The following is a 23,849-nucleotide window of genomic DNA, read 5'->3' as shown; positions in this document are numbered from 1 at the left end:
GGCGGTCCGGACCTGGTCCTGTCCGACACGGCACCGGAGGCACCGAGGAGTTGCCCCCGACGAAACCGGTACGGCCCGCCCTGGGCCCCGGCCCTCCTCGTCTCCGTTCGTCCCCGGATTGTCCGACCGATGGAGCAGGATGGAGTTCGACCAGTCACTGGGGAGAGGGAAGCAAGGAATGGCCACTGACGAAACCCGGCTGCCTGTGGAGTTCCTGGCCACTGTCGCGGCCGGTGCCGATGCCGGGTCCGCCGCGGCCCGGATGGCAGCCGAACAGGCCCGTGCCGTCGCCGACAGTCAGCAGGGCGGACCACTCCTCGCCGCGCTGCTCGACAAGCCCTACCGGGATTCGGCACCCGCCTGGCTGCTGGAGGCCGCGGTGACGAACGGGCTACGGCAGACCGAAAGCGAATACGAGTACCTGACCGGGTCGACCTCGCTGGTGGTCCTCGCGCTCATCCACCCCGACTGCGACCCGGCCCTGCGGGCCGACGCCTTGCACCGCTGCTCCGACCGCCGGCTCGGCTCCCTCGGCACCGCCGACCGGCCGGCCGACCTCTGCGCGGCCGTCGCCGACGAACTGCGCAGGCGAGTGCCGCAGCCACCGCACATGACACCCGAACTGCTCAAGGAGCCAACGTCCGCACAGGTGGTTCTGCGTACGGGACGCCTCCACGACGCCGTGTTCGAAGCCGCTGTCGCTCTCCTGCCCGACGGCCTCGACCGCACGCGTCTGGAGGACGAGGATTCCGGCGCCTGGTCCGACCGGATCAGGGCAGCGTTCGACGCGTGGGGCCGCATGTGGTCGGCCGTACTCGAACGGCACTCCGACCGACACTCCCAGCTCATCGACAGGACCGCCGGCACCACGGCGAACCGGGTCATCCGCGACCAACTGCTCGGCAGCGTGCCGTGGACGGTCGAGCCGAAACTCCTTAGGCAGATCGCGCTGGATGACCTCTTCAGGTTCGGCGCCGCCATGCTCACGACCCGGATCTGCGGCTTCCTCCAGGAGGGTTCCTCGAAGGAGGAGGCCCGGCAGCACTTCGCCGCCGAGCTCTCCGCCCTGGACGAGACCGATCGAAGGGACATCGAGTTCCTGCACCTACGGGACGACGGCTTCGACACCGACTGGGGCACCGATTCCGCCGTCTCCTGGGTGAGCCATGCGGCCGACGGACGGTGGCGCCTCGTCCTGAACCCCGCCGAGGCCAAGCCCGCCTACGGCGATCCCCACGCCTGGCAGAGCCATGCGGACGAACTCGCCGACCTGGGCCGACACTTCGCCGAAACGGCCGTGCAAGCCCTCCGAACGTGGAAGCCGAAGGACCTCTACGGAATCAGCAGGGCGGCCGACCTGCGCTGGATCCACGCCATGCTGGTCCACCTGCCCGAACTCACGCCCGCCGTCGAAGCGACCGTCCGACTGGTGATCCGCGACGCCCGCCGCGGCCGGTCCGGCCTCCAGTCGTACGACTACAAGTCCCAGGACGACCGGCGACAGTTCGACGAACTCCTGGACGCGATCACGCGGATCGTCGCCGACCCCGCCCCGCAGCCGCCCGCGACCCGTCGCGGGGCCCTCGGCGATCCCGAAGAGGTGACGGTGCGGAGCCTGTCCGCCGTCACCGCAGTGGTGCTCGACGCGTACCTCGACCGGCACGTCGGCGACGACGCACTCGTGGAGAAGGCACTGCTGTCCTTCGCCTGGCACGGCCACCGCAGCGAACCGGCATTCACCTCGGTCCTCACCCGCCACTCCGATCCGCAGCGCGCCGTCCACACGCTCACCCGCGAGCTCCGCCACAGGCTTGGCGGCAACCCCAGCAACCGCGAAGCATGGGCCCGGGAGATCCTCGCCCTACCCGACTGCCCCAGCGAGACCATCCTCGCCCTGCCCGCCTGGACGGCACTCAAAGCACGCGGGCACCACTACAACAGCACCCATCCCACAGTGATCGCCCTGGTGGAAGCAGCGCTCGGAGACGACCACCAGGCCTGGCAGCGATTCGCCGACAGCCCGATCGGCAACTCCGGCCCCAACGCCTGGCTCCGCCTCGGAGACATCCTCACGGCCGCCGCAGACGGAACAACGTGGCCGAAGCCGCCGACCTCCAGGTGACAGCTCCGGGCCGCCCCGGGGCGGCCCTTCCTACTCGGCCGCGAAGACGCCGCCCCCGTCCAGGTCGCCCTCCTTCCATGGCGGAGGCGTCGGCCACACTTCGGCTCGGGTCAGCAAGCGTTCCCATCCTGGGCACAGCACTGGAAGCAGCATCAACGAGGCCGGTGCCGTCCGGCCGCGGCGACTACCGGGCGGCACCGGCCTCGTGGCGTCGGAGGCGGACTGCGCTACAACCCCGCCAAGCGCTCCGCCCCCGCCCGGCCCCGCGCCGCCGAGCGCACCTGCTGGACCCCCGAACAGGCCGCCACCTTCCTGCGCCACGGCGCCGAACAGTACGCCGATCAGCTAACCGACCTGTTCGAGGTGATGCTCGGCACCGGCATGCACCGCGGTGAGATCCTCGCCCTCCACTGGTCCGACGTCCACCTCATGGACCGCAGGCTCTACGTCCGCTGGACCCTCGCCGCCGTCAACAACGGGCGGCTCCATCCCGGCGGGCCCAAGACCGAGGCCAGCCGCACCTGGATCAGCCCCTTCCCCGGAGTCATGACGCCCTCCAGGTGGGGAGGTGAGGTTCACGGACGCCGTGGTGGCCGGCAGCGCAGCGATGTGGTGTAGCAGTGGCCGAACCCCTCGGAGTGAACGGACAGGTCGTTTGACTGCGTCTGCTCGTCGACTGGTTGCATCATGTGCACAGAGCTGACACGGCAGCGGCCAAGATCCCCGACAGAGTCACGCTCAGTCGGCCCCACTGTCACGGGCGGCGGTGCTCGGCGGGACGGGCTCCGAGGCCGGCACCCGGCGCCGCCTTCTCCAGGCACCCTGCCGATCCCCGGCAGGCAAGGCCCCGCACCCGACACACTCGAACGAAGACCTTGCCTGTCGCGTACAGCTACGGCCGCCCGGTCAGGACCAGGCCTGGCGGCCCCCGGCGTCAACCGGGCTGATCAACCACCGCTCTTGCGGCGGAAGTTGCGCTTGCCGCCCACCGCGCCGTGGGCGCCGTGGATCTTCGAGTCGCCATTCGGGCCGCCGGCCGCGCTATCGGACTTGGCGCCGCGCTTGCGCTCCAGAGCGGCGAGGAACCGGGCCTTGACGTCGTCCTGGGCGGCGGGCGCGGGAGCCTCGGCAGCCCCCGTGACCTCCGGGCTCTCGGCACTCTCGGCGCTCTTGGGGTTCTCAGATGACTCCACGTCGCTGCTCATGCAGAACCTCTTCCTTGAGGGATGGTGGCGGTTGATGACTTCACACACACCATGTCATGCCCAAGCTTCCCATCTGCGGGTGGTACCGATCCTGTACGGACAGAACCTGCGCGCCCGCCCGGTCCTCAGAACCCGGCCGAATCTCTCCGGCAGGATCCTGACGGGTTACCCGCAAGTAGAAATAGCGGGGGTAGTGCGCTGCGGGGGTGGTCGAGTGAGGGCATTCGGTGAGCCTCTACTGGGTTTCGCCAGGCCGCTGCACTGAGCCGGCCGAGGTAGCCGGGTTGGCCGCCAGGTCCATCAGGCATCCGGAGCGGGGCCGCCGGGAGCGGCCGCAGCGTCGCACGGTGGAACTGCTGGTGTCGACGCTGGGGCCGGTCGAGGCCGGTCGGAGCGGGGGCTCCGACCCTCTCTACGCCGACCTCGCCAACCTCATGATCGGCACCGGCATCCGCAAAGGCGAGGCGATCGCCCTGCACGACCTGCACCACCTCTCCGCCAGTTTCGCCCTGGCCGCGGGCGTGCCCCTGCCCGTGATCTCCAAGACCCTGCGCCACCGCACTCTGTCGACGACCGCGAACATCTACGCCGACCACACCGTCCTCGGACACCCCGTCTGCCGCGCCCAGCGGCCCCTGGCGCCCGCGCCCGCGCCCGCAACTGCCCGCATACCAGCAGGCGCGAACAGAAGAACCGTCCGCGCCCTGGCCGATGTGGCCCGGCGACCACCGTGCGACCACCAGCTGACGCAAAAACAGAAAGAGCCGGCACTCGGTTTCCCAAGTACCGGCTCTCACAACCGACTTCACAGTCGGGACGACAGGATTTGAACCTGCGACCCCTTGACCCCCAGTCAAGTGCGCTACCAAGCTGCGCCACGTCCCGCGGTCTCGGTGCCCAGTAGCGGGGCCTGGGGGGCTCTGCTGTGGGCTTCTCGACCTTGTCTCCGATTGTCCCGGCGACGTGGAAAACAATACAGCACGTGGAGGGGTGCTCGCTGCCGGGTTGAGGGTGGGTGGGTCAGGGGCGGGTCAGGGGGTGGGGTGGCGGGCGTCGTAGGTGAGGAAGGCGGGGCGGCGGGCGGCGAGGAGGACGACGGCGGCGACGCAGGCGAGGCCGCCGGTGATCACGGAGGTGGCGGGGTTGGTGAGGGCGGCGACGGCGCCGGACTCGAAGTCGCCGAGGCGGGGGCCGCCGGCGACGACGACGATGAAGATGCCCTGGAGGCGTCCGCGCATCTCGTCGGGGGCGGCGACCTGCATCATCGTGTTGCGGAAGATCATGCTGACGGTGTCGGCGCAGCCGGCGACCGCGAGCAGGAGGAGGCCGAGCCAGAGGTTGTGGAGCGCGCCGAAGGCTGCGATGGCGAGGCCCCAGGCGGCGACGGCGACGAGGACGGCGACGCCCTGGCGGTGGATGCGGCCGACCCAGCCGGAGAAGAGGGCGCCGGTGAGGGCGCCGACGGCGGGGGCGGCGACGAGGAGGCCGACGGTGCGGGCGTCGCCGCCGTAGAAGGTGACCGCGATGGCGGGGAAGAGGGCGCGCGGCATGCCGAAGATCATCGCGGCCAGGTCGGCGAGGAAGCTGGTGCGCAGGTTGGGCTGCTCGCGCAGGAAGCGGAGGCCGTCGAGGACGGAGGCGCGGCCCTTGCGGTCGCCGAGCGGGCGCATGGCGGGCAGGCGCCACATCGCGTAGAGGGTGCCGGCGAAGGCGACGGTGTCGACCAGGTAGGCGGCTTGGGTGCCGTAGGCGCCGATGAGGACGCCGCCGAGCATGGGTCCGACGGTGAGGCCGAGGTTCATGCTGACGGTGTTCAGCGCGTTCGCCGCGGGGAGCTGGTGGCTGGGGACCAGCCGGGGGATCATCGCGGAGCGGGCGGGCGAGCTGAGGGCGAAGAAGCCGGCCTGGGCGGCGACGGCGGCGTAGAGGACGGCGACCTGGCCGAGGCCCGCCAGTGCCTGCACGGCGAGGACGGCGGAGACGACGGCGAGCCCGGCCGAACCGATCAGGCCGAGCTTGCGCCGGTCGACGGTGTCGGCGATCGCGCCGCCGTACAGGCCGAAGGCGACGATCGGGAAGAAGGAGAAGAGGCCGACCAGGCCGGTCGCGAAGGCGGAGCCGGTCTCGTCGTAGACCTGGACGGAGACGGCGACGGCCGTCATCTGCTGGCCTATGGAGGAGACCGCCTGCCCGAACCAGACCCGGCGGTAGTCGGGGTGGTCGCGCAGTGGGCTGAGGTCGGCGAAGGCCCGCCGGTACCAGGGGAGGGTCTCGGTTCCGGCCGACGGAGCGGAGACGTCGGAGGGCGGCTCCTCCGCCGGAGCAGCGGCAGGGGCGGCATCGGACGTCGGGACAGGGGCAGGCGCCGAGGCAGGGGCAGGCGTCGGGGCGGGATCGGACGCCGGGGCGGGATTGGCAGGATGATTGGTCGACACAACCCTCCATGGTCCGCCCCGGCCTCCCCGCTCCCCGCACCGGGGCCGGACAGCGGCCCGTCCTACCTGGTCAGGACCTGCTTCTCCCCTGCCTCCACCGCGAAGTCGAGCCGGTTGCCCGGCAGCGGGAACGGGCAGATGAAGTGGTCGGCGAAGGCGCACGGCGGCAGGTAGGCCCGGTTGAGGTCGAGGACGGTGCGGCCGTCCGCGTCCGGGGCGGGGAGGGTGATGAAGCGGAAGCGGTAGGTGCCGATGCCGCTGGTCGCGTCCGCGATGACGCCGGTGAGGCGGTCGCCGGAGCGGCTGACGGTCAGCTCGCGGTGCTCGCCGGCGACGGTGAAGGCGATCTGCCCGGTGACGGCGAGCGGACGCTCCTTGCCGTCCGCATTGGGGACGAGCACGGACTGGGCGCCGTCCTCCTCGAACGGGGTGAATACGGCGGGGACGGCCCACTCCGGCGAGTACGGGTAGGCGGAGATGCCCGCGAAGGCCGTCCGGCGCGGCGCGGCCGGATCGAAGACCCGCAGGGCGAGCTCGCCCTCGCGCTCGATCGGGACGAGCAGGACGTCGCCGAGGGTGGCGGTGTCGGCGGCCGGATCGGTGTCGGGACGGAGCAGCGCCTCGCCGTCGACCGGCCCGTCGGCGCCGCCGACGGTGATGCCGTCCGCGGCCGTCGCCCGGACCCGGACGCCCTCGGCGTCGGCCCACCAGTGCCCGGGCAGGCCGACGATCTCGACGGGTCCGGGCTCCAACCAGTGCGTGCCGGTGAGTGCGAGCTGGCCGTGTGGCGAGCTCACCGACGCCGCCCGGCCATCGCTCCAGCGCTTCCAGTCCTCCGCGGCCGTAGCCGTCATCGGTACACCCTCCCACTGCGGTCCTCGGGCGGCCCGCTGTTCGGGCCGTCCACCTCGGTCACCCACCACAACGCCGCGCACCCGGACGGATCATTCCCGCCTGCCGGAACCGCCACAGGGCGGCCACAGGACGGCAACACGGCGTCACGACGGCAACACCACGGACACGACGCCCGCCGGGACGAAGGCCGGCCCGCTCGGCCGACACCCGGCCGCCGGCACCCAGCACCCGACGCGCCCACTCGCCCACTCGCCCACCCCGTCAGCTGCCGGCGCCCAACGGCCGGAACAGCCCCTCCTGCACCACCGACACCACCAGCCGCCCGCTCCGGTCGAAGATCTGCCCGCGCGCGAGGCCGCGCCCGCCGTGGGCGATCGGGGACTCCTGCTGGTACAGCAGCCAGTCGTCCGTACGGAACGGGCGGTGGAACCACATCGCGTGGTCGAGCGAGGCCATGTCGAAGTGCCGGGTGCCCCAGAGCGGCTCGACGGGGGCGCGGACGGCGTCGAGCAGCGTCATGTCGCTGGCGTAGGTGAGGGCACAGACGTGGATCAGCGGGTCGTCCGGCAGCGGGCCGTCCGTCCGCAGCCAGACTCCGCTGCGCGCCTCGACCCCGGCCAGCTCCTCCTTCGTCCAGCGCAGCCGGTCGACGTAGCGGATGTCGAAGGGCTGGCGGCGGCTGATGAACGGGGGGAGTTCGCCGAGCCGGGAACCGACCTCCTCCAGCGCGCTGGGCAGGTCCTCGGGCGCGGGGACGTCCGGTATGGGGTGCTGGTGCTCGATGCCGCCCTCTTCGGGGCGGTGGAAGTCGGCGGTGAGGGCGAAGATCGACCGGCCGCCCTGGATGGCGAGCACCCGGCGCGTGGTGAAGGAACGGCCGTCGCGGATCCGGTCGACCTGGTAGACGATCGGCACGCCGGGCACCCCGGGGCGCAGGAAGTAGGCGTGCAGCGAGTGGACCGGGCGGTCGCCGTCCACCGTGCGCCCGGCCGCGACCAGCGCCTGCCCGGCGACCTGGCCGCCGAACGTCCGCTGCAGCGCCTCCTCGGGGCTGCGCCCGCGGAAGATGTTCAGTTCGATCTGCTCCAGGTCGAGCAGGTCGACAAGGTCGTCGACGGGGGTACCCATGCGTGCGCTTCCTCTCCAGGCCCACGGCCCCGGCGGAGGTCTTCCGCCCGGCTCCGGCGCCCGTCCTGATCGAATTCTCCAACCCACTGGAATTCTCCGGCGACCGGGGTCATTCCCGCTCACCGGGCCGAAGGAGCCGATTCACTCGAACGAGTAAGCGAGCAGGAGGGGAAGAGCGGAAGAGCGGTCACCAGGCGGACGGACGAACGCCCACCCGGACTCAGGCCTCCCCCGCCTCCCCCGCCTCCCCCGCCGCCAGCCCCGACTGCCGCACGGTGATGTTGAGCCGGCCGACCAGACCCAGCGCCGGATCCGCCGTGCCGGGCAGCGTGCGCACCACACCGTGGTACGCGAACCGGGCCGGGCCGCCGAACACCAGCAGGTCGCCGCTGCGCAGTTCCAGGTCGGTCCACGGGCGGGTCCGGGTCTCGGTGTTCCCGAGCCGGAACACACAGGCGTCGCCGAGCGAGAGTGAGACCACCGGCGCGTCGGTCCGCTCGTCGCGGTCCTGGTGGAGGCCCATCTTCGCGCCGTGCGGGTAGTGGTTGACGATCGCGATGTCGGGTTCGTACGACGCGGCGCCGGCGATCTGCCGGGCGTCCGTCCCGTAGGCGTCGGCGACGGCCCGGCGGGCGAGGCGGTCGAGTTCGGGCGGGAACGGCTTGACGGGCGTGCCGTCCTCCGCGTCCTTCCGATAACCGTACGGATACCAGTGCCATCCGAGGCTGACCATTCGTACGGACATCATCCCGCCGGTGGGCATCCGCACGGCGTGCAGGCCGGCCGGTGGGCGGGCCCACTCCCGACAGGCGGCGACCAGGCGCAGTTGGGCATCGGCGTCCAGCCAGCCGGGGAGGAGGACGGCACCGGGGGCGGGCTCGGCGCGCCCGCGCGCGGCAGCGGACCCCGACCGGCCGCCCGGGACGGCACCGGGCAGGTCACCGAACAGTTCGCCCTGGATCACCCCACCATCCTCCCGCACCGCCACGGCCGAAGCCCGGCCGGCCTCAGGAATCCGGCCGGCCTCGGGAGCCCGGGCCACCTCCGGAGCCCGGACCGCTACCGGAGGTCGGGCTGCCACCGGGGGTCGGGCTGCCGCCGGAGGTCGGACCGCCACCGGGAGTCGGCGATCCGCCGATCAGCCCCAGCTCCCGCGCGCAGTCCGGCCACGCCTCCCAGCCCTGCCGTCGGAGGATCTCCTCGCCGACGGTCGTCTGCTCCCGGCGGCTCGCGTGGTCCGGCCGGTCGGCGAAGCGCAAGCCGCCAGCGACCTCCCAGGTGGGCGGCCAGATCTGCAGGCCGCCGTAGTAGCCGTTGCCGGTGTCGGCCTGCCAGTCGCCGCCGCTCTCGCACTCGGCGAGGCCGTCCCACACGACGTCCGCGACCCGGGCCGCCGCACCGGCCCGCTCCCAGGGGATCGCCGCCGCCCCCGCCAGCAGCACCACGGCGACGCCCAGTCGAAGCACGACCCGGCACATACGCTCGTCACACGGAGGCAGCACAGCAGCCGACCCTAGGCCGGTCGCCTCACGGCCCTCCCCAACGACACTCCGAACGCGCCGAACACACCAGAAACGCCGGGAACACCGGAAGCACCGGAAACGCCAACGGCCGCTCCCCCGCGCAGCGGAGAAGCGGCCGTGGTGTCAGCACACCGCCGGGGCCGGGAGGCCCGCTGAACCGACCTCAGGCCGGGGACGTCGGACAGCCGACATCAGGCGGCAGACCCCGGAGAGCCGGTGTCAAACGCTCAGACACTCAGTTGCTCAGAGGCCCAGACGCTCAGAGGCCCAGGTGCTCAGACGCTCAGGGTCTGGCCCGGGAGGATCAGGTCGGGGTTGCCACCGATGACCTTGGCGTTGTTCTTGTACAGGTCGTGCCAGTCCAGGCCCTGCGCGGCGGCGATCGAGCTCAGGGTGTCACCGGACTTGACGGTGTAGCTGTCGCCCTTGGCCGGCTTGGCGTCGTTCGAGCCGGTCCAGCCCTTGGCGCCCTTGGCGGCGTCGTTCTTCGGCGCGGCCTTCGGCGCGACGTCAGCCTTCGGCGCAGCGGCGGCCTTCGGGGCAGCGGCCTTCGGCGCGGCATCGGCCTTCGGCGCAGCGGCGGCCTTCGGAGCCTGGGTCTGCGCCGGCTTGGCGGCCGGGGCAGTCGGCTTGGCGGCGGTCGAACCGGCAGCCGAGCCGGTGGTCGAGCCGGCCGAGGTGTCGACGGCGGCCGGGGTGCCGCCCTTGGTCAGGCCGGCCTTGACGGAGCACACGGGCCAGGCGCCCGGGCCCTGCGAGGCGAGGACCTTCTCGGCGACGGCGATCTGCTGCGCCTTGGTGGCCTGGTTGGCCTGCGAGGCGTAGGCGGTGCCGCCGAAGGCGGCCCAGGTGCTGGAGGTGAACTGCAGTCCGCCGTAGAAACCGTTGCCGGTGTTGATGGCCCAGTTGCCGCCGCTCTCGCACTGGGCGACGGAGTCCCAGGTGGAGACGGAGGCGGCGGAGGCCGAGGTGGCCGTGACGAGGCCGGCCACCGGCAGGGCCGCGACAGCGGCGCCCGCCACGACAGCCATCCGGACGCGGTTGCGCTTGGTGGCCGTGGAGGTGGTGGCAGCGGCGGTCTCGTGACGGAAGGTCATGGGGTTCCTCTCGAAAGCCCCGGGCGGGCATGCGGAACCAGGCCCTGGAGAGGGCCGCGTTCACTTGCCGCGTCCGTCGGGCGACCGTGCACGTGTCGGACGTGCCGCTTGCCGCCCCGGCCACCCAGCCGCTCACCGGCGACCTTTTCGAGCGATCGCGTCGGCGGGCACCTGCCGCATCCGGCGGGGAGCCGGAGGGGCGGTGCGTCGGGGGTGAACCCGGGTGGCGCTCGTTGCGCCGCCAATGAAGCTACGAGCCGGTCGGCGGGGAAACCAAAACTCCACCGGTCTGCCCAGCTCAGCCAAGGGTTACCGGCGGTAGTACCCGCACAATCCTGCCCGAAATGCCCGTTTTAGCCGTCGATTCGTAGATCAAACATCACGGTGGCGTGACTCACCTCACGGTTTCATTCCGGCAGGCCTGCCACCGACATCGACACATTGCGACCACGAGAACACGCGGCGCGGTCGGATCAGAGGCAATTCCCGTCAGCCTCGTCGACCACCCGTGACGCCTGACACAAGGGCCCGTTGGTCATGGCGACCTCCCCGTATCCGCCCCCGACCGCCAACCGCACCCACCAGAGGAGAACCTGTGCCGCGCATGCTCGACGTCAGCGACGAGGTCCGGTCCGAGATCGGCGACGACGAGGCGGACCGCCTCCTCGGCGGCGACCGCGCACCCGACAGCTACGAATGCACCTCCTGCCGCACCTCCGGCGACACCCACGCGGAGCCCACCAGCACCGTCCTGTTCGTCGGCGAGGAGACCGCCGTACTCGCCTTCGCGCACGCCCGCTGCATCCCGTCCCAGGTGGTGCCGGTGGCCGAGGAGCAGTTGGTCGGCGCCGTCCGCAGCATCAGCCAGGCCCAGACCGGCGCCCCGGCCGCGCCCGCGCACCCGCTGGTGCCCATTCCCGCGCCGACCCCGGCGACCGCCCCCACCGCCCAGCCCAGCGCGCCGGGCCAGGCCGCCATCCTCGGCATCACCTGCGGGCTGGTGCTGCACGGCAAGGTCGGACACGCCTCGCTGGTCGTCGAACCGACCGGCCCGGTCGGGCGCCCCGGCAGCACCTCGGGCGAGGACGAGTTCCTCGACCTGCTCCAGGACGCCGGCTTCCAGGCCATCACCGACCTCGACGAGACCCCGGACCAACTGGGCGGCTGGTCGGTCCTGGTGGCGATGGGCAAGCTGCACGCGATCCTGCAGCCCGCTGCCGCCGGCGGCAGCACCGGCTGGTGGCAGGCGCACCAGCCGCTCCAGGTCACCGACGCCTGGCGGATGGCCGCGAGTCAGCTCTCCGAGGTCACCATGTACGCCGTCCCGGCCGGGATGGTGGGCCGCCAGCCGCGCGAGGACCTGCTCCGCCAGGCGCTGGAGCGGGCGGTGGCACTGGGTCAGGTGGTCGCCGCCTCCCTCCCCCTCGCCGGCACCTGAGCCCCTCGGCACCCGGGCCCGCCGACACCCGCCCTGTCGGCACCCAGCCCCAGCCGCGCGCCCGACCCAGGCGCGCGCCCGCCCCCGCCCCCTCAGCACCCAGCCCCAACCGCGCCCCGACCCGTCGGCACCCGGGCTCCACGCCCGGGCTCCGCACCCCGGCTCCGCACCCGCCGAAGCACCCGCCGGAAGGCGGCCTCTCCCTCAGCACAAGCCGCCTTCCGGCCGGTCCCCGGCACCCCGCATCCCCGTGACCCCTCACTCGTTGGCCCCTGTGTGTACAGCTACGACGTCTCCGCGTCCCCCGGCCGGTCCACCACCGCCCCCCGCTCGATCCCCGGCATGCGCCCGTCGTACGACGCGGAGCACCCGCACTCGACGACGCCGATCTACGACGAGCTGTACTCCGAGTACCGGCGGCTGTTCCGCGCGCTCCCGGGCGACCGCTCGGGCGAGGAGGACCTGAAGTTCACCGGCTTCGCGGTCCGCGACGGCTACCCGGTGCTCGGCGAACCGCGCCCGTACCCGCCCCAGCACCAGGCCTTCCACAGCTACGGGGGGCAGCCGCCCGGCCTGCCGCAGTTCATGCCGAGCCAGCAGCACGGCCACTCCGCAGGGCACGCCACCGGCCACTCCGGCCACGGCGCCACCAGCCACACTGGCCACACCGGCCAAACCCACCACAGCACCACCGGCCAAACCCACCACAGCGCGATGGGCCACACCGGCCACAGCGCCCCTCAGCCTCAGCCGCACCCCCACTCCGAGCCCGCCGCCCCGACCAGCGACGGCTTCGGCCAAGCCGCCCCGGCGGCCACCGCCCCTCAGCACACCCCGCCCCCGCCGCCCCAGTTCACCAACGGCCAGGGCTGGGTGGCCGCCGGCTACCTCGGCCCGATCCCGCACTCGATGCCCGCGCCGCCCCCGGCCCCCGCCCCGGCGATGGGCACCGCCACCGGCGTCGCCACCGCCGCGCCCACCGGCGGCCGCCACCGCCAGATGCTCTCCCTCCCCCCGGGCCGCAACGGCGACCACCACTGAACCGCCCGCCTGCGCACCACCCGCACGACCCGCACGACCCCGCACACACGACGAGGGCCCCGCCACCACCGTGACGGGGCCCTCGCCCACACCTACTGCCGGCACCCACCGACTACTGCCGGTGGATCACGACGTCCTACTTCCGCTTGCGCTTCTCCCGGACCCGCACCGAGATCGAGATCGGCGTCCCGACGAAGCCGAACTCCTCACGCAGCCGGCGCTCGATGAAGCGCCGGTAGCCGGCCTCCAGGAAGCCCGAGGCGAACAGCACGAACCGCGGCGGACGGATGCCCGCCTGGGTGCCGAACAGGACGCGCGGCTGCTTGCCACCGCGGATCGGGTGCGGGTGGGCGGCCACCAGCTCGCCGAGGAAGGCGTTCAGCCGCGCGGTCGGGATGCGGGTCTCCCAGCCCTCCAGCGCGGTCTCGATCGCCGGGACGAGCCTCTCCATGTGCCGGCCGGTCTTGGCCGAGACGTTGACCCGGGGGGCCCACTGCACCTGGACGAGGTCGCGCTCGATCTCGCGCTCCAGGTAGAAGCGGCGCTCCTCGTCCATCTGGTCCCACTTGTTGTAGGCGATGACGACGGCGCGCCCGGCCTCGACGGCCATCGAGATGATCCGGGTGTCCTGCTCGGCGAGGGTCTCGCTGGCGTCGACCAGGACGACCGCGACCTCGGCCTTCTCCAGCGCGGAGGAGGTGCGCAGCGAGGCGTAGAAGTCGGCGCCGGCGGTCAGGTGGACCCGGCGACGGATGCCGGCGGTGTCGACGAACTTCCAGGTCTTGCCGGCGAGTTCGATCATCTCGTCGACCGGGTCGCGGGTGGTGCCGGCCAGCTCGTTGACGACCACCCGCTCCTCGCCGGCGACCTTGTTCAGCAGGCTGGACTTGCCGACGTTCGGGCGGCCGATCAGCGCGATGCGGCGCGGGCCGCCGGGGGCGGCGTCGCCGAAGGTCTGCGGCGGGGCCTCGGGCAGCGCGTCCATGACGGCGTCGAGCAGGTCGCCCGAGCCGCGGCCGTGCAGCGCGGAGACGGGGTGCGGCTCGCCCAGGCCCAGCGACCACAGGTAGGCGGCCTCGGCCTCGGTGGACGGGCCGTCGACCTTGTTGGCGCACAGCACGGTCGGCTTGCCGGCCCGGCGGATGAGCTTGATCAGGGCTTCGTCGGTGTCGGTGGCGCCGACGGTGGCGTCGACCACGAACAGCACCGCGTCGGCCTGCTCGATGCCGAGCTCGGCCTGCGCGGCCACCATCGCGTCGAGGCCGAGGACGTCGATCTCCCAGCCGCCGGTGTCGACGACCTTGAAGCGGCGGCCGTTCCAGCTGGCCTCGTAGGTGACCCGGTCGCGGGTGACGCCCGGCTTGTCCTCGACGACGGCCTCGCGGCGGCCGATGATGCGGTTCACCAGGGTCGACTTGCCGACGTTCGGGCGGCCGACGATGGCCAGCACCGGCAGCGGTACGTGCTCGGCGCCGTCGAAGCCGTCCACGCCGTCGACGTCGAAGCCTTCCTCGGCGGCGATGGCCATGAACTCGGCGTAGTCGGCGGCGTCCAGTCCACCGTGGCCGGTGTCGGAGTGCTCTGCGGTCATGTTCGTCTGTTCCGTTTCCCGGCGCGGCCCTTCCCAGGGGCGCGCCGTGCGTACCTGCCCCGCTCGGGGCAGCGCGATGGTTGTCTCCGCGGCACCTCGGCGGCACCGCAGCTCATTCGGCCGTTCCGGCCATTCCGGTCGTTCAGGCCATTCCGGTCGTCCGGACCATTGTGGCCGTCGGGCCGACCCGATCATTCCGGCCGATCCGGTCCTCAGACCGGCCCGGCCGTCCAGACCTGTCCGTTCGTTCGGACCTGTCCGTCCATTCAGACCGACGACATCCCGGCCCGCTCCTCCACCAGCGCGGCGATCCGGTCGATCACCTGCTCCAGGGTGAGCTCGCTGGTGTCCACCAGGACGGCGTCCGCGGCCTGGGCCAGCGGGGCCGTCTTCCGGGAGGAGTCGGCGGCGTCCCGGCGGGCGAGGTCGGCGGCCATCGCGGTGATGGTCGTCTCGTCGACGCCCTTGGCGCGCAGCTCGGCCGCCCGGCGCTCGGCCCGGGCCTGCTCGGAGGCGGTCAGGAACACCTTGACGGTGGCGTTCGGGAACACCACCGTCCCCATGTCCCGGCCCTCGGCGACGATGCCGCGCTCGGCGACCTCGGCGCAGCCGCGCTGCAGCTCCACCAGCCGGGAGCGCACCGCCGGCACCGCGGAAACGGCGCTGACCTGCGCCGTCACCTCGGGGCCGCGGATCGGTCCGGAGACGTCCTGGCCGTCCACCGTGATGGTGGGACCGTCCGCGTCCGTGCCCGACACGATCACCGGCTTGCCGCACGCGACGGCCACCGCCTCCGGGTCGGCCACGTCGACGTCGTTGGCCAGCATCCACCAGGTCATCGCCCGGTACATGGCGCCGGTGTCCAGGAAGCTCAGGCCCAGCCGGGCCGCCACCGCCCGCGAGACGGTCGACTTGCCCGAACCGGAGGGTCCGTCGATCGCGACGACGACCGGGGCGTGCGCTCGGTCGGCAGTGTCCACGGGGCCGAACCTCTCTCTGGGCGTGAAAGCCGGGGCCTGGGGAGGCAGACGGCAGGGGATTGTCTCCCTCAAGGTTAATGGACCGCCGCCCTACCCACTCCGCCACCCGATCAGCCCAGTACCAGCCCCCTGCCAGCCCCCCTCGGCCCCGGGATCAGCCCCGGTACCGGCGCCGATATCAGCCCCGGGCTTCAGCCCCGGCTCCAGGCCCGGTATCAGCCCTGGTCGGGGCCCAGGACCTGCAGGACGGCGTTGCCCAGCCGGGGCCGCAGGTACTCCCCGTCCCACTCGATGCCGAGGATGCCGGCGGTGAAGGCCATCGGGATCTCGCGGCCGAGGAGGTCCCAGACGAACGGCACCTTGGAGACGTGCGAGGGGAAGTCGTTCACCGCGAAGGAGTCCCGGTGGTACGGGTTGGCGTCCGCCTCCCGCCAGCCGAAGGACTGGCGCAGCCGTGGCCCGTCAGGGGTCTGGGTGTGCGCGAGGAAGGCGGTGAGCCAGCCGGTCACCCGTGGGCCGCCGGACATCGACCGCCACTTGAAGAGCGAGCGCCAGAACTCGTCGTCGACCGCCCCGCCCGCCGCGGTCGCCGCGATCTCGTCGAGCACCGGGCGCAGTTCGGCGAACCACGGCGCCAGCCAGTCGAAGCGCTCCGCCAGCCCGGCGACCCGCGCCACCAGCAGCGCCCAGTCCTCGGCCGTGCCCTCCAGCCGGATCCGCGGGATGCCGCAGCGGGTCTCCCAGCGGAAGGCGTAGTAGGGGCTGACCACGTCCATCAGCGCCACCAGCGCGCAGGAGGCGTCGTCGGGCGTGGTCGTCGAGAACGCCGGCTGGAACAGCTCCACCAGCTCGGCCCCGACCGCCGCCGCCAGCGGCTCCCGCACCAGCCGGATCGACCGCGACCAGTCCGGCCCGGGCGCCGCCAGGGTGTCGTCGCGGACCACGATCGCTTCCCGGCGCCCCTCGGCGCCGCCGAACAGCGCCCGGTACCTCGGCGCGTACATCCGCGCGTGCACGGCCACCTCGTGCACCACCGCGTACCAGAGCACGTCCGGCGACAGGCTGAGCGGCAGGTGCTCCGCGAAGGCGGCGTGGGCCGCCCGCACCAGCAGGCTGCAGGTCGGCTCCGGCTCGGCGGGCTCCGGGTCCGGCGGCGTCGGCCGGGGCAGTTCGACCAGCGCTTCGACGCTGCGGTGGTGGATCCGGAAGTCCCCACCCACCACCGCCCGCAGGAACCGCTCGTTCCCCAGGTCCACCGGCCGGCCGTAGGACCCGTGCCGGGTCTCGCCCAGCGGCAACTCGATGATCACCCCTGCTCCCCCCTCAACCGAACCCCTCACCCGAACCCCTCGGCCGAACCCCTCACCCGAAGTCCCGGAAGCCGACCGGCCCCCGCAGCCCGATCAGTCCCGGACGCTCCACCCGCTCGCCCGCAGCGCCACCGTGAGCGGCTTGACCGCCCCCGGCGCCACCGACAGCTGGACGAAGCCCACCTGCTGGCCGGTCGAGTGCTCGATGATGACGTCCTCGATGTTGACCCCGGCCGCGCCGACCTCGCCGAACAGCCGGCCCAGCTCGCCGGGCTGGTCACCGAGCACCACGGCCACAGTCTCGTACCGGGTGGGCGGCGCGCCGTGCTTGCCGGGGATGCGGGCCTGGCCGGTGTTGCCGCGCCGCATGACCGCCTCGATCCCGGCCGCGCCCGCCCGGCGCTCGCCCTCCTCGGGGGCGTCCAGGGCGCGCAGCGCGGTGACGGTCTCCCCGAGGTCGGAGGCGACCTCCTCCAGGATGTCGGCGACCGCACCGGCGTTGGCGGAGAGGATGTCGACCCACATGCCGGGGTTGGAGGCGGCGATCCTGGTGACGTCCCGGACGCCCTGCCCGGAGAGCCTTATGGCGGTCTCGTCGGCGTGCTCCAGCCGGGCGGCGACCAGCGAGGACACCAGCTGCGGGGCGTGCGAGACCAGGGCGACGGCCCGGTCGTGCGCGGCCGCGTCCATCACGATCGGCATCGCACCGCAGAGCGCGACCAGTTCCAGGGCGGCGTTGAGGGTCTCCGTGTCGGTGTCGTCGGTGGGGGTGAGCACCCAGGGACGGCCCTCGAACAGGTCGGCGCGGGCGGCCAGCGGGCCGGAGCGCTCGCGGCCGGCCATCGGGTGGCTGCCGATGTAGTGGACGGTGTCGCAGCCGAGCGCGGCGACCTCGATGCGCGGGCCGGCCTTGACGCTGGCGACGTCGGTGTACCAGCGGGCCAGGTTGCGGCGCTGGCAGTCGGCGAGCACCTTGCCGACGAGGGCGGGCGGCACGGCGATGATCGCCAGGTCGACCGGGCCGTCGGCCGGATCGGTGATGCCGGCGCCGAGGGAGGCGGCGGTCCGGGCGGCATCCGGGTCGGCGTCCTCCAGATGGACGGTCAGCCCGCGGCCGGCCAGGGCGAGCGCGGCGGAGGTGCCGATCAGTCCGGTACCGACGACGACGGCAGTGCGCATGGCGGGTCGCGCTCCTTCTCGAATTCTCGGGCTTCGCGTTCTGGGCTTCGCGTTCTGAGCTTCGTGTTCTGGGTCTCCCGGGTTGCCCGGCCTCGCGGGACTTCCCGGGCCACCCGGCCTCGCGGGACTTCGCGGTTCTCGGTCCGGTCGGCGCCCCGGCACGGGCCGGGAGCACCCGCGCCCCATCCTCTCGCATCCGCCCCACCCACGCCCCCACCGCCCACCCGTTGGGCAACCACGGCGGCCCCGCCCCCGTCCCACACCATGCGGACGCACGCCGGGCACCACAGGCACCAAGGCACCACAAACACCACAGGCACCGCGAACGCGCCAGACCCACCAGACCCGCCGACGGGCACACACGCCGCACCCCGCGAAATCCGGCGACGCCCGCACCGAAGCGGGGCAGACTGGCCGCCCGGGCACGGCGCGGGCGACACGCGGAACACGGCACGCGAACGAAGGGGTTGCGCATGGACGATCAGCACAGCGGCGACGATCAGCAGAACGGCGAGGACCGCCACGTCAGCGAGGCCGGGCCCCCGAAGCCCCCCGCCGTCCCCGCCCACCCGTCGGTCCTGGACTCCGTCGTGGTCTACGCCGAGGGCGCGGTGTGCCGCCGCCGGGCCAGCGTCCCGCTCCCGGCCGACGGCCGGCTGCGGCTGACCGGCCTGCCCTCCTCCCTGGACGGCCGCTCGCTGCGCGCCCGGGTGCTCGACGGCCCGAGCGGGACGGCGGTCACCGAGGCCCGGCTGGAGCTGCTCGCCGAGTTCCACGAGCCGACCGAACTCCCCAGGCTCCGACGAGAGTTGGACGAGGCCATGGAGCGCCAGGGCGCACTCAACGAGCGCCGCCGACTGGTCCTGACCGCGATCGCCGAGACCTCCGCCCTGCGCGCCGTACCGCCGCAGCGGCGGCGTGAGGAGCCGCTGCGGCGGACGCCCGCCGACGCCTGGCTGGAGCTGGCCGACTTCGTCGACGAGCGCCTGACCCGGCTCCAGCAGCGCGCCGAGGAGCTCACCCGGGAGGTCGAACTCGCTGACCACGAGCGCGAGTTGGCCGCCGACCGACTGGACCGCGCGTCCACCGCCGGCCCCGCCCACCCGGTCGGGACCGCCGCCACCGTCCTGCTCACCCTCACCACCACACCGGCCTCGGCACTCACCGCACAGTCCGCCCCGGCACTCACCACACAGCCCGTCACGGAACCCGCCCGGGAGCCCGTCGCCCCAGCCCCCGCCCCCGCCCCGGCCCCCGAGGAGCCCCCCGCCCGGCTCGACATCGAGCTGGAGTACGGCGTCCCCGCAGCCCGTTGGGTGCCCGCCTACCGCCTCTCCTACCGCCACGGCGCCGACACCGGCCGGCTCGTCCTGCGCGCCTCCGTCGCCCAGCAGACCGGCGAGGACTGGACCGGCGTCCGGCTCGCCCTCTCCACCGCCGACCTCGACCGCCGCACCGACCTGCCCCGGCTCCGCTCGCTGCGGATCGGCCGCAGCCAGCCCGCCCCGCCGCCGTCCGGCTGGCGCGAGCCCCCGGCCGGCCTGGCCGACCTCTTCACCGGCTACGACGACGCCGGCGCCGGAGCCCGCCCGGCCCCGCGCCGCAAGGCCCCACTCGCCGCCTCGGCGCCCGGCCCGTACGGCTCAACCGCCCGGCTCAACCGCCTCGGCGGCGCCCGGCCCGCCGGTCCCCGCCCCGCCGACGCCGGCCTCGTGGCCGACGCCGCCCGGCTGGCCGCCCCCGCCGGGCGCGGCGGCACCCTGGACGTCGACGAACCCGTCCCGGCGCCCCCGCCCGCCCCGGGCAGCTTCGCCGGATACGGCGGTGCGCCCGCCGCCGCCCCGATGCCCCAGGCCCCCCTGCCGCAAGCCTCGATGTACCAAGCCTCGATGCCCCAGGCCTCCGCGCCGCCGCCCGCCCCCGTGGCACCGGGCGGCGCACCCCCGCCGGACCTGCACCCGCTCGCCCGCCGCTCCCGCCGAAGCGGCGGCGGCACCGAGGCCCCCGGCACCGGCTTCGCCCCGGACGCCTCCCTGCTCGACTACCCCGGCCTCGTCCTGGCCGGCCCCGACGCACCCGCCACCCACCGCGGCACCCTGCACCCCCAGGCCGAGCAAGCCGACCAGGCCGACCACTACGGGCCGGCGGCGATGCTCCCGGGCGGCACCGGCGGCGAGCGGGTACGCCACCTGGCGCTCCCCCGGCACGCCGTCCCGCCCCGCGAGTCGGCGGGCTCCTTCGACCACCGCTTCGACTCCACCGCCCCCGCCGACATCCCGTCCGACGGCACCTGGCACACCGTCACGATCGACGAGATCCCGGTGTCCGTCCGCCCGGAGTACGTCACCGTCCCCGCCGTCGAGGAGAAGGTGTACGCCACCCTGGTGCTCGCCAACCGGACCGACCGCGCCGTGCTGGCCGGCCCGGTCGAGGTCACCGTCGACGACGAGTTCCTGCTCACCGCCGCCCTGCCCACCCTCGCCCCGGGCGGGCTGCGGAGCCTGGGCATCGGGGTCACCGAGAGCATCGAGGTGGCGCGCCGCACCGAGCTGCACGAGTCCACCGCGGGCATGCTGAGCAGCAGCACCGTGCTCGACCACCGGGTGCACGTCCAGCTGGCGAACCGGCTCGGCCGTACCGTCACCGTGGAGGTCCGCGAGCGCGTGCCGGTCACCTCCGACGCCGAGATCCGGATCGAGGAGCGGGCCGACTGGCAGGCCCCGGCGGTCTCCACGCCGGACTGCCCGCCCAGCACCCGGCTCTGGCGGGTCGAGCTGCCGCCCGGCGGCCGCACCGAGCTGGACGGCGGCTACCAGATCAAGATCCCGGCCGGAAAGGCCATCGTCGGTGGAAACCGGAGGAACTGAACGATGACCGGAACGACCATCCCCCTCCCCGTCACCGCCGTCACCTGCCTGGAGGACCGCAGCCAGGTCGAACGCACCGCCACCGTCGACCTCGCCGCGGGCGTCCAGCGGCTGCGCCTGGGCCCGCTCACCACACTCGCCGTCGACCGCACCCTGCGCGCCGAGACCACCGCCCCCGGCACCCGCGTGCTGGACGCCCGGATCGTCCGCGACTGGATCCCCCGCGCCCCGCTGCCGCCCGGCCCGGAGGACTCCCGGCTGCGCCACCGGCTGCACGAGCTGGAGACCGCGAGCCGCCTCGCCGACCAGACCCGCGCCCGCCTGGAGGCCCGGCTGGCGCTGCTCGCCCAGCTCTCCGCCGACCTGCTGCGCGAGATCGGCGAGGGCGCCGGGATCGGTGAGCTCGAACGCACCCGCTGGGCCCGCGAACTGGACCGGGTGGACGCCGAACGCGAGCGCCACGGCGAGGAGCTGCGGACCACCCACTCCCGGCTGCGCCGCCTGGACCAGGAGCGCTCGCAGGCCCTGATCGCCCTCGACCAGGCCGAGGAGGAACCGGCCGAACTGGTCGCCCACCTGGAGCTCACCGTCGAGGCGGCGCAGCCCGGCCCGAGCGGGCTGGCCGTCACCCACCTGGTGCCGTGCGCCCTCTGGCGCCCCTCGTACCGGGCCACCCTGGACGGCGGGAGCCTGCGGCTGGAGTCGGAGGCGGTGGTCTGGCAGCGCACCGGCGAGGACTGGACCGGCGTCCGGCTCACCTTCTCCACCGCCCGCTCGGCCCTCGCCACCGACCCGCCCGCCGTCGCCGAGGACGTCCTGATGCTGCGCGAGCGCACCGCGGAGGAGCGCCGCACGGTCGAGGTGGAGCTGCGCGAGGAGGCGATCAGCGCGCTCGGCCCGGCCGCCGGGGTGCCGGGGGTGGACGACGGCGGGGAGGTCCGGGTGCTGCCCGCGCCCGCCCCGGCCACCGTGCCCTCCGACGGCCGGGCGCACCGGGTGCCGCTCGGCGCCTTCACCGGGCAGGCGAGCAGCGAGTACGCGTGCGCGCCGGAGCTGTCCCCGCTGGTGACCCAGGTGGTCCGGTTCCGCAACGCGGCCGGGCACCCGCTGCTGGCGGGTCCGGTCGAGCTGGTCCGCGGCAGCGGCTTCACCGGTCGGGGCGAGCTGGGCTTCACCGCCGCCGGGGCCGACGCCGAGCTGGCGTTCGGCAGCTCGGACGGCTACCGGGTGGTCCGCGAGGCCGAGGAGCGCCAGGCCACCGCCGGGCTCACCGGCCGCCAGACGACCACCCGGACGGTGCGGCTGCACCTCTCCCGCTTCTCCGGCCCGGAGGAGCGGGACGAGCAGGTCGTCGCGGTCCGCGAGCGGGTGCCGGTCTCCGAGGTGTCGGCGGTGGAGGTGCGGCTGCGCAAGGAGGAGTGCTCCCCGTCGCCGGACGCCTTCGACGCCGAGGGCATCCTCCGCTGGGACGTCCCGCTCGGGCCCGGCGCCCGTCGGACGGTCACGCTCGTCTACGAGGTCTCCGCCACCGCCAAGGTCGCCGGGCTCTGAGGAGCCCGGCCTCCGCCGCCGTCCGAACACCGGTCCGCTCGTGACGACCGCTCAGGACCAAACCGGGTAGAACAGGAACATGATCCTCCACCTCGCACCCCTGGACGACTGGCTGTCCGACCCCGGTCGGCCGTACACCACCGCGTCGCTGCTCACCGACGGGTTCATCCACTGCTCGGCGGACGAACAGACGGCGCTCGCGGTGGCCAACGCCTTCTTCGCCGACACTCCCGACCCGCTGATGGCGCTGCTGATCGAGGAGTCACAGGTGGAACCGATGGTCAAGTGGGAGGCCCCGCACGGCGCACCGCCGCCCGGGGCCACCCCCGGCCTGCTGTTCCCGCACGTCTACGGACGGCTCAACCGCTCCGCCGTCAAGGGCCTGCTGAAGGTCGAACGCGGCCCGGACGGCCGCTGGGCCACCCTCACCCCCTGGAGCTGACGCCCAACCCCCGACGGCCCACCCCCGACGGCCCACCCGGCCCGGTGCACAACCAGCCCCGGTCACAACCAGCCGGTCAGCCAGCTCACAACCAGCCCCGCTCCCGGGCCGCCATACCGGCCTGGAAGCGGGTGGTGGCGCCCAGCGAGCGCATCAGGCTCTGCAACCGGCGCTGCGTGGTGCGGGCGCTCCAGCCCAGCGACCGGGCGATCGACTCGTCGGTGAGGCCGGCCGCCAGCAGGCCCAGCAGCTTGCGGTGGTCGGCCTCCGGCTCCAGCGTCGCGTCCCCGGTGCCGATCGCGGCCTGCAACTGGACGGCGCGCTCCCACTCCGCCTCGAACAGCGTGTCCAGCGCCTGGAGCAGCGCGGAGGGGTGGATGACGTACGCGGCGTCGAGGACGCTGTCGCCCACGCTGATCGGGATGATCGCCATCCGGTCGTCCGAAATGATCATCTTCATCGGCAGCGACGGCCGGACCCTGGCCTCCTCGCCGTCCGCGACCCCGGCCAGGATGTTCCGCTCCAGCCGGCCCGGCCAGGCCACCGCGTCCCGGTCGTAGACGGTCCGCAGCCGCAGACCCTCCCGCAACCGCCGCCGCTGCAACGGGATCGGGGTCACCGGATCCTGGATGTACGGCGGGCGGTCGAAGCCGCGGACCTGGTACTGGCTGGTCTCGGTGATGTGCTCCAGCCGCTGCGCGATCGCCTCGCCACCGGTCAGCACCTCCACCGAGTGCGCCGGATCGGTGTACCGCGAGGCCTCCCGGAAGGCGTCCATCAGGCGGTGCATCTCGGCCCGGGCGTGCCGCAGTTCGGACTCGCGGTGGCCGATCAGGGTGCCGATCGCGACGTCGGGGGCGACCGGCAGGTAGCGCTGCCGGTCCACCGGCGCCCGAGTCGCCATGCCCTGCTGCGCCAGGCGGTCCAGGGCGCGCACGCTCTGCTGGAGCGTCAGGCCGCAGCCCTCGGCCAGTTCCTCCGCGGTGGACTGCGGATTGGCCACCAGCGCCGCGTAGACCTGTCCGTCCGGCTCGGCCAGTCCCAGTGCGCTGAGTGGTGCATCCGACACGACGCCGTCTCCCCCG

General features: G+C 73.7%; 20 protein-coding genes and 1 tRNA gene. 8 read left to right on the top strand and 13 right to left on the bottom strand.

What is annotated here, in order from left to right; all coding sequences use genetic code 11:
* Positions 1-178 precede the first annotated feature (178 nt).
* Together A6F73_RS23965 and A6F73_RS23960 are read left to right on the top strand one after the other, a co-directional pair.
* Positions 179-2,122, top strand: coding sequence for a hypothetical protein (locus tag A6F73_RS23965; protein ID WP_159398528.1), 1,944 nt, complete (start codon positions 179-181; stop codon positions 2,120-2,122).
* A gap of 366 nt (positions 2,123-2,488) precedes the next feature.
* On the top strand, positions 2,489-2,740 hold the full coding sequence (locus tag A6F73_RS23960) for a hypothetical protein (RefSeq protein ID WP_159398527.1): 252 nt from the start codon (positions 2,489-2,491) through the stop codon (positions 2,738-2,740).
* A gap of 329 nt (positions 2,741-3,069) precedes the next feature.
* On the opposite strand, the gene A6F73_RS23955 is transcribed toward A6F73_RS23960, so the two are convergent.
* Positions 3,070-3,327, bottom strand: coding sequence for a DUF5302 domain-containing protein (locus A6F73_RS23955; RefSeq protein WP_063349669.1), 258 nt, complete (start codon positions 3,325-3,327; stop codon positions 3,070-3,072).
* A gap of 347 nt (positions 3,328-3,674) precedes the next feature.
* Between A6F73_RS23955 and A6F73_RS39510 the strand changes: the two genes are divergently transcribed.
* Positions 3,675-4,157, top strand: a complete 483-nt coding sequence (locus tag A6F73_RS39510; RefSeq protein WP_159398526.1) for a hypothetical protein — start codon at positions 3,675-3,677, stop codon at positions 4,155-4,157.
* On the opposite strand, the gene A6F73_RS23950 is transcribed toward A6F73_RS39510, so the two are convergent.
* From A6F73_RS23950 to A6F73_RS23920, 7 genes are all read right to left on the bottom strand, one after another.
* Positions 4,139-4,212, bottom strand: a tRNA-Pro gene (locus A6F73_RS23950). The genes A6F73_RS39510 and A6F73_RS23950 overlap by 19 nt on opposite strands.
* A 146-nt stretch (positions 4,213-4,358) precedes the next feature.
* Positions 4,359-5,555 carry an MFS transporter gene (locus A6F73_RS23945; RefSeq protein WP_063351473.1) on the bottom strand — a complete coding sequence of 399 codons (1,197 nt, stop codon included), beginning with the start codon at positions 5,553-5,555 and terminating at the stop codon, positions 4,359-4,361.
* A gap of 269 nt (positions 5,556-5,824) precedes the next feature.
* The gene (locus A6F73_RS23940; RefSeq protein WP_063349668.1) at positions 5,825-6,616 is read right to left on the bottom strand and encodes a DUF1684 domain-containing protein; all 792 of its coding nucleotides are present in this window, start codon (positions 6,614-6,616) and stop codon (positions 5,825-5,827) included.
* Positions 6,617-6,878: 262 nt separating this feature from the next.
* Positions 6,879-7,745: an acyl-CoA thioesterase II gene (locus A6F73_RS23935; protein ID WP_063349667.1), complete on the bottom strand. Its 867-nt coding sequence runs from the start codon at positions 7,743-7,745 to the stop codon at positions 6,879-6,881.
* Positions 7,746-7,965: 220 nt separating this feature from the next.
* On the bottom strand, positions 7,966-8,682 hold the full coding sequence (locus A6F73_RS23930; protein ID WP_063351472.1) for an alpha-ketoglutarate-dependent dioxygenase AlkB: 717 nt from the start codon (positions 8,680-8,682) through the stop codon (positions 7,966-7,968).
* Positions 8,683-8,752: 70 nt separating this feature from the next.
* Positions 8,753-9,211 (bottom strand): transglycosylase family protein, encoded by a 459-nt coding sequence (locus tag A6F73_RS23925; RefSeq protein WP_244293479.1) that lies wholly within the window; start codon positions 9,209-9,211, stop codon positions 8,753-8,755.
* Positions 9,212-9,543: 332 nt separating this feature from the next.
* Positions 9,544-10,365, bottom strand: coding sequence for a transglycosylase family protein (locus tag A6F73_RS23920; RefSeq protein WP_063349666.1), 822 nt, complete (start codon positions 10,363-10,365; stop codon positions 9,544-9,546).
* A gap of 595 nt (positions 10,366-10,960) precedes the next feature.
* On the opposite strand from A6F73_RS23920, the gene A6F73_RS23915 reads away from it, so the two are divergent.
* Both A6F73_RS23915 and A6F73_RS41635 read left to right on the top strand, forming a co-directional pair.
* Positions 10,961-11,803, top strand: coding sequence for a hypothetical protein (locus tag A6F73_RS23915; protein ID WP_079135943.1), 843 nt, complete (start codon positions 10,961-10,963; stop codon positions 11,801-11,803).
* 276 nt (positions 11,804-12,079) lie between these two features.
* A complete protein-coding gene (locus tag A6F73_RS41635; RefSeq protein ID WP_063349664.1) occupies positions 12,080-12,844 on the top strand; it encodes a hypothetical protein in 765 nt (254 codons plus the stop codon).
* 136 nt (positions 12,845-12,980) lie between these two features.
* Here the strand turns inward: A6F73_RS41635 and der are convergent, their stop codons facing one another.
* The 4 genes from der to A6F73_RS23890 form a co-directional block, all read right to left on the bottom strand.
* Positions 12,981-14,435, bottom strand: coding sequence for a ribosome biogenesis GTPase Der (gene der / locus A6F73_RS23905; protein ID WP_063349663.1), 1,455 nt, complete (start codon positions 14,433-14,435; stop codon positions 12,981-12,983).
* 266 nt (positions 14,436-14,701) lie between these two features.
* Positions 14,702-15,415 carry a (d)CMP kinase gene (gene cmk, locus A6F73_RS23900; protein WP_063349662.1) on the bottom strand — a complete coding sequence of 238 codons (714 nt, stop codon included), beginning with the start codon at positions 15,413-15,415 and terminating at the stop codon, positions 14,702-14,704.
* Positions 15,416-15,630: 215 nt separating this feature from the next.
* Entirely contained in the window at positions 15,631-16,725 is a 1,095-nt protein-coding gene (locus tag A6F73_RS23895) for a DUF4419 domain-containing protein (protein WP_063349661.1), read from the bottom strand.
* A gap of 93 nt (positions 16,726-16,818) precedes the next feature.
* Positions 16,819-17,904, bottom strand: coding sequence for a prephenate dehydrogenase (locus tag A6F73_RS23890; protein ID WP_063349660.1), 1,086 nt, complete (start codon positions 17,902-17,904; stop codon positions 16,819-16,821).
* Positions 17,905-18,377: 473 nt separating this feature from the next.
* Here A6F73_RS23890 and A6F73_RS23885 point away from each other — a divergent pair, with 473 nt between their 5' ends.
* From A6F73_RS23885 to A6F73_RS23875, 3 genes are all read left to right on the top strand, one after another.
* Positions 18,378-20,771, top strand: a complete 2,394-nt coding sequence (locus A6F73_RS23885) for a DUF4139 domain-containing protein (protein ID WP_079135941.1) — start codon at positions 18,378-18,380, stop codon at positions 20,769-20,771.
* 3 nt (positions 20,772-20,774) lie between these two features.
* A complete protein-coding gene (locus A6F73_RS23880; protein WP_063349659.1) occupies positions 20,775-22,322 on the top strand; it encodes a mucoidy inhibitor MuiA family protein in 1,548 nt (515 codons plus the stop codon).
* A gap of 79 nt (positions 22,323-22,401) precedes the next feature.
* Positions 22,402-22,764, top strand: coding sequence for a DUF952 domain-containing protein (locus A6F73_RS23875; protein WP_063349658.1), 363 nt, complete (start codon positions 22,402-22,404; stop codon positions 22,762-22,764).
* An 85-nt stretch (positions 22,765-22,849) separates the two neighbouring features.
* On the opposite strand, the gene A6F73_RS23870 is transcribed toward A6F73_RS23875, so the two are convergent.
* Positions 22,850-23,833 carry a helix-turn-helix domain-containing protein gene (locus tag A6F73_RS23870; protein WP_159398525.1) on the bottom strand — a complete coding sequence of 328 codons (984 nt, stop codon included), beginning with the start codon at positions 23,831-23,833 and terminating at the stop codon, positions 22,850-22,852.
* Positions 23,834-23,849: the final 16 nt, after the last annotated feature.

Source organism: Streptomyces sp. MJM8645 (assembly GCF_001625365.1).
In the GTDB taxonomy this organism is placed as follows: Bacteria; Actinomycetota; Actinomycetes; order Streptomycetales; family Streptomycetaceae; genus Kitasatospora.
Note: the sequence above shows the minus strand (reverse complement) of the source record. Positions and strands in the feature narration are given on the sequence as shown.

Excerpts from the sequence above, each read along its gene's own strand:
- A6F73_RS23965 (WP_159398528.1), top strand. The coding sequence starts at position 179 with ATGGCCACTGACGAAACCCGGCTGCCTGTGGAGTTCCTGGCCACTGTC.
- A6F73_RS23960 (WP_159398527.1), top strand. The coding sequence starts at position 2,489 with ATGCTCGGCACCGGCATGCACCGCGGTGAGATCCTCGCCCTCCACTGG.
- A6F73_RS23955 (WP_063349669.1), bottom strand. The coding sequence starts at position 3,327 with ATGAGCAGCGACGTGGAGTCATCTGAGAACCCCAAGAGCGCCGAGAGT.
- A6F73_RS23940 (WP_063349668.1), bottom strand. The coding sequence starts at position 6,616 with ATGACGGCTACGGCCGCGGAGGACTGGAAGCGCTGGAGCGATGGCCGG.
- A6F73_RS23935 (WP_063349667.1), bottom strand. The coding sequence starts at position 7,745 with ATGGGTACCCCCGTCGACGACCTTGTCGACCTGCTCGACCTGGAGCAG.
- A6F73_RS23920 (WP_063349666.1), bottom strand. The coding sequence starts at position 10,365 with ATGACCTTCCGTCACGAGACCGCCGCTGCCACCACCTCCACGGCCACC.
- der (WP_063349663.1), bottom strand. The coding sequence starts at position 14,435 with ATGACCGCAGAGCACTCCGACACCGGCCACGGTGGACTGGACGCCGCC.
- A6F73_RS23890 (WP_063349660.1), bottom strand. The coding sequence starts at position 17,904 with ATGCGCACTGCCGTCGTCGTCGGTACCGGACTGATCGGCACCTCCGCC.
- A6F73_RS23885 (WP_079135941.1), top strand. The coding sequence starts at position 18,378 with ATGGACGATCAGCACAGCGGCGACGATCAGCAGAACGGCGAGGACCGC.
- A6F73_RS23880 (WP_063349659.1), top strand. The coding sequence starts at position 20,775 with ATGACCGGAACGACCATCCCCCTCCCCGTCACCGCCGTCACCTGCCTG.
- A6F73_RS23875 (WP_063349658.1), top strand. The coding sequence starts at position 22,402 with ATGATCCTCCACCTCGCACCCCTGGACGACTGGCTGTCCGACCCCGGT.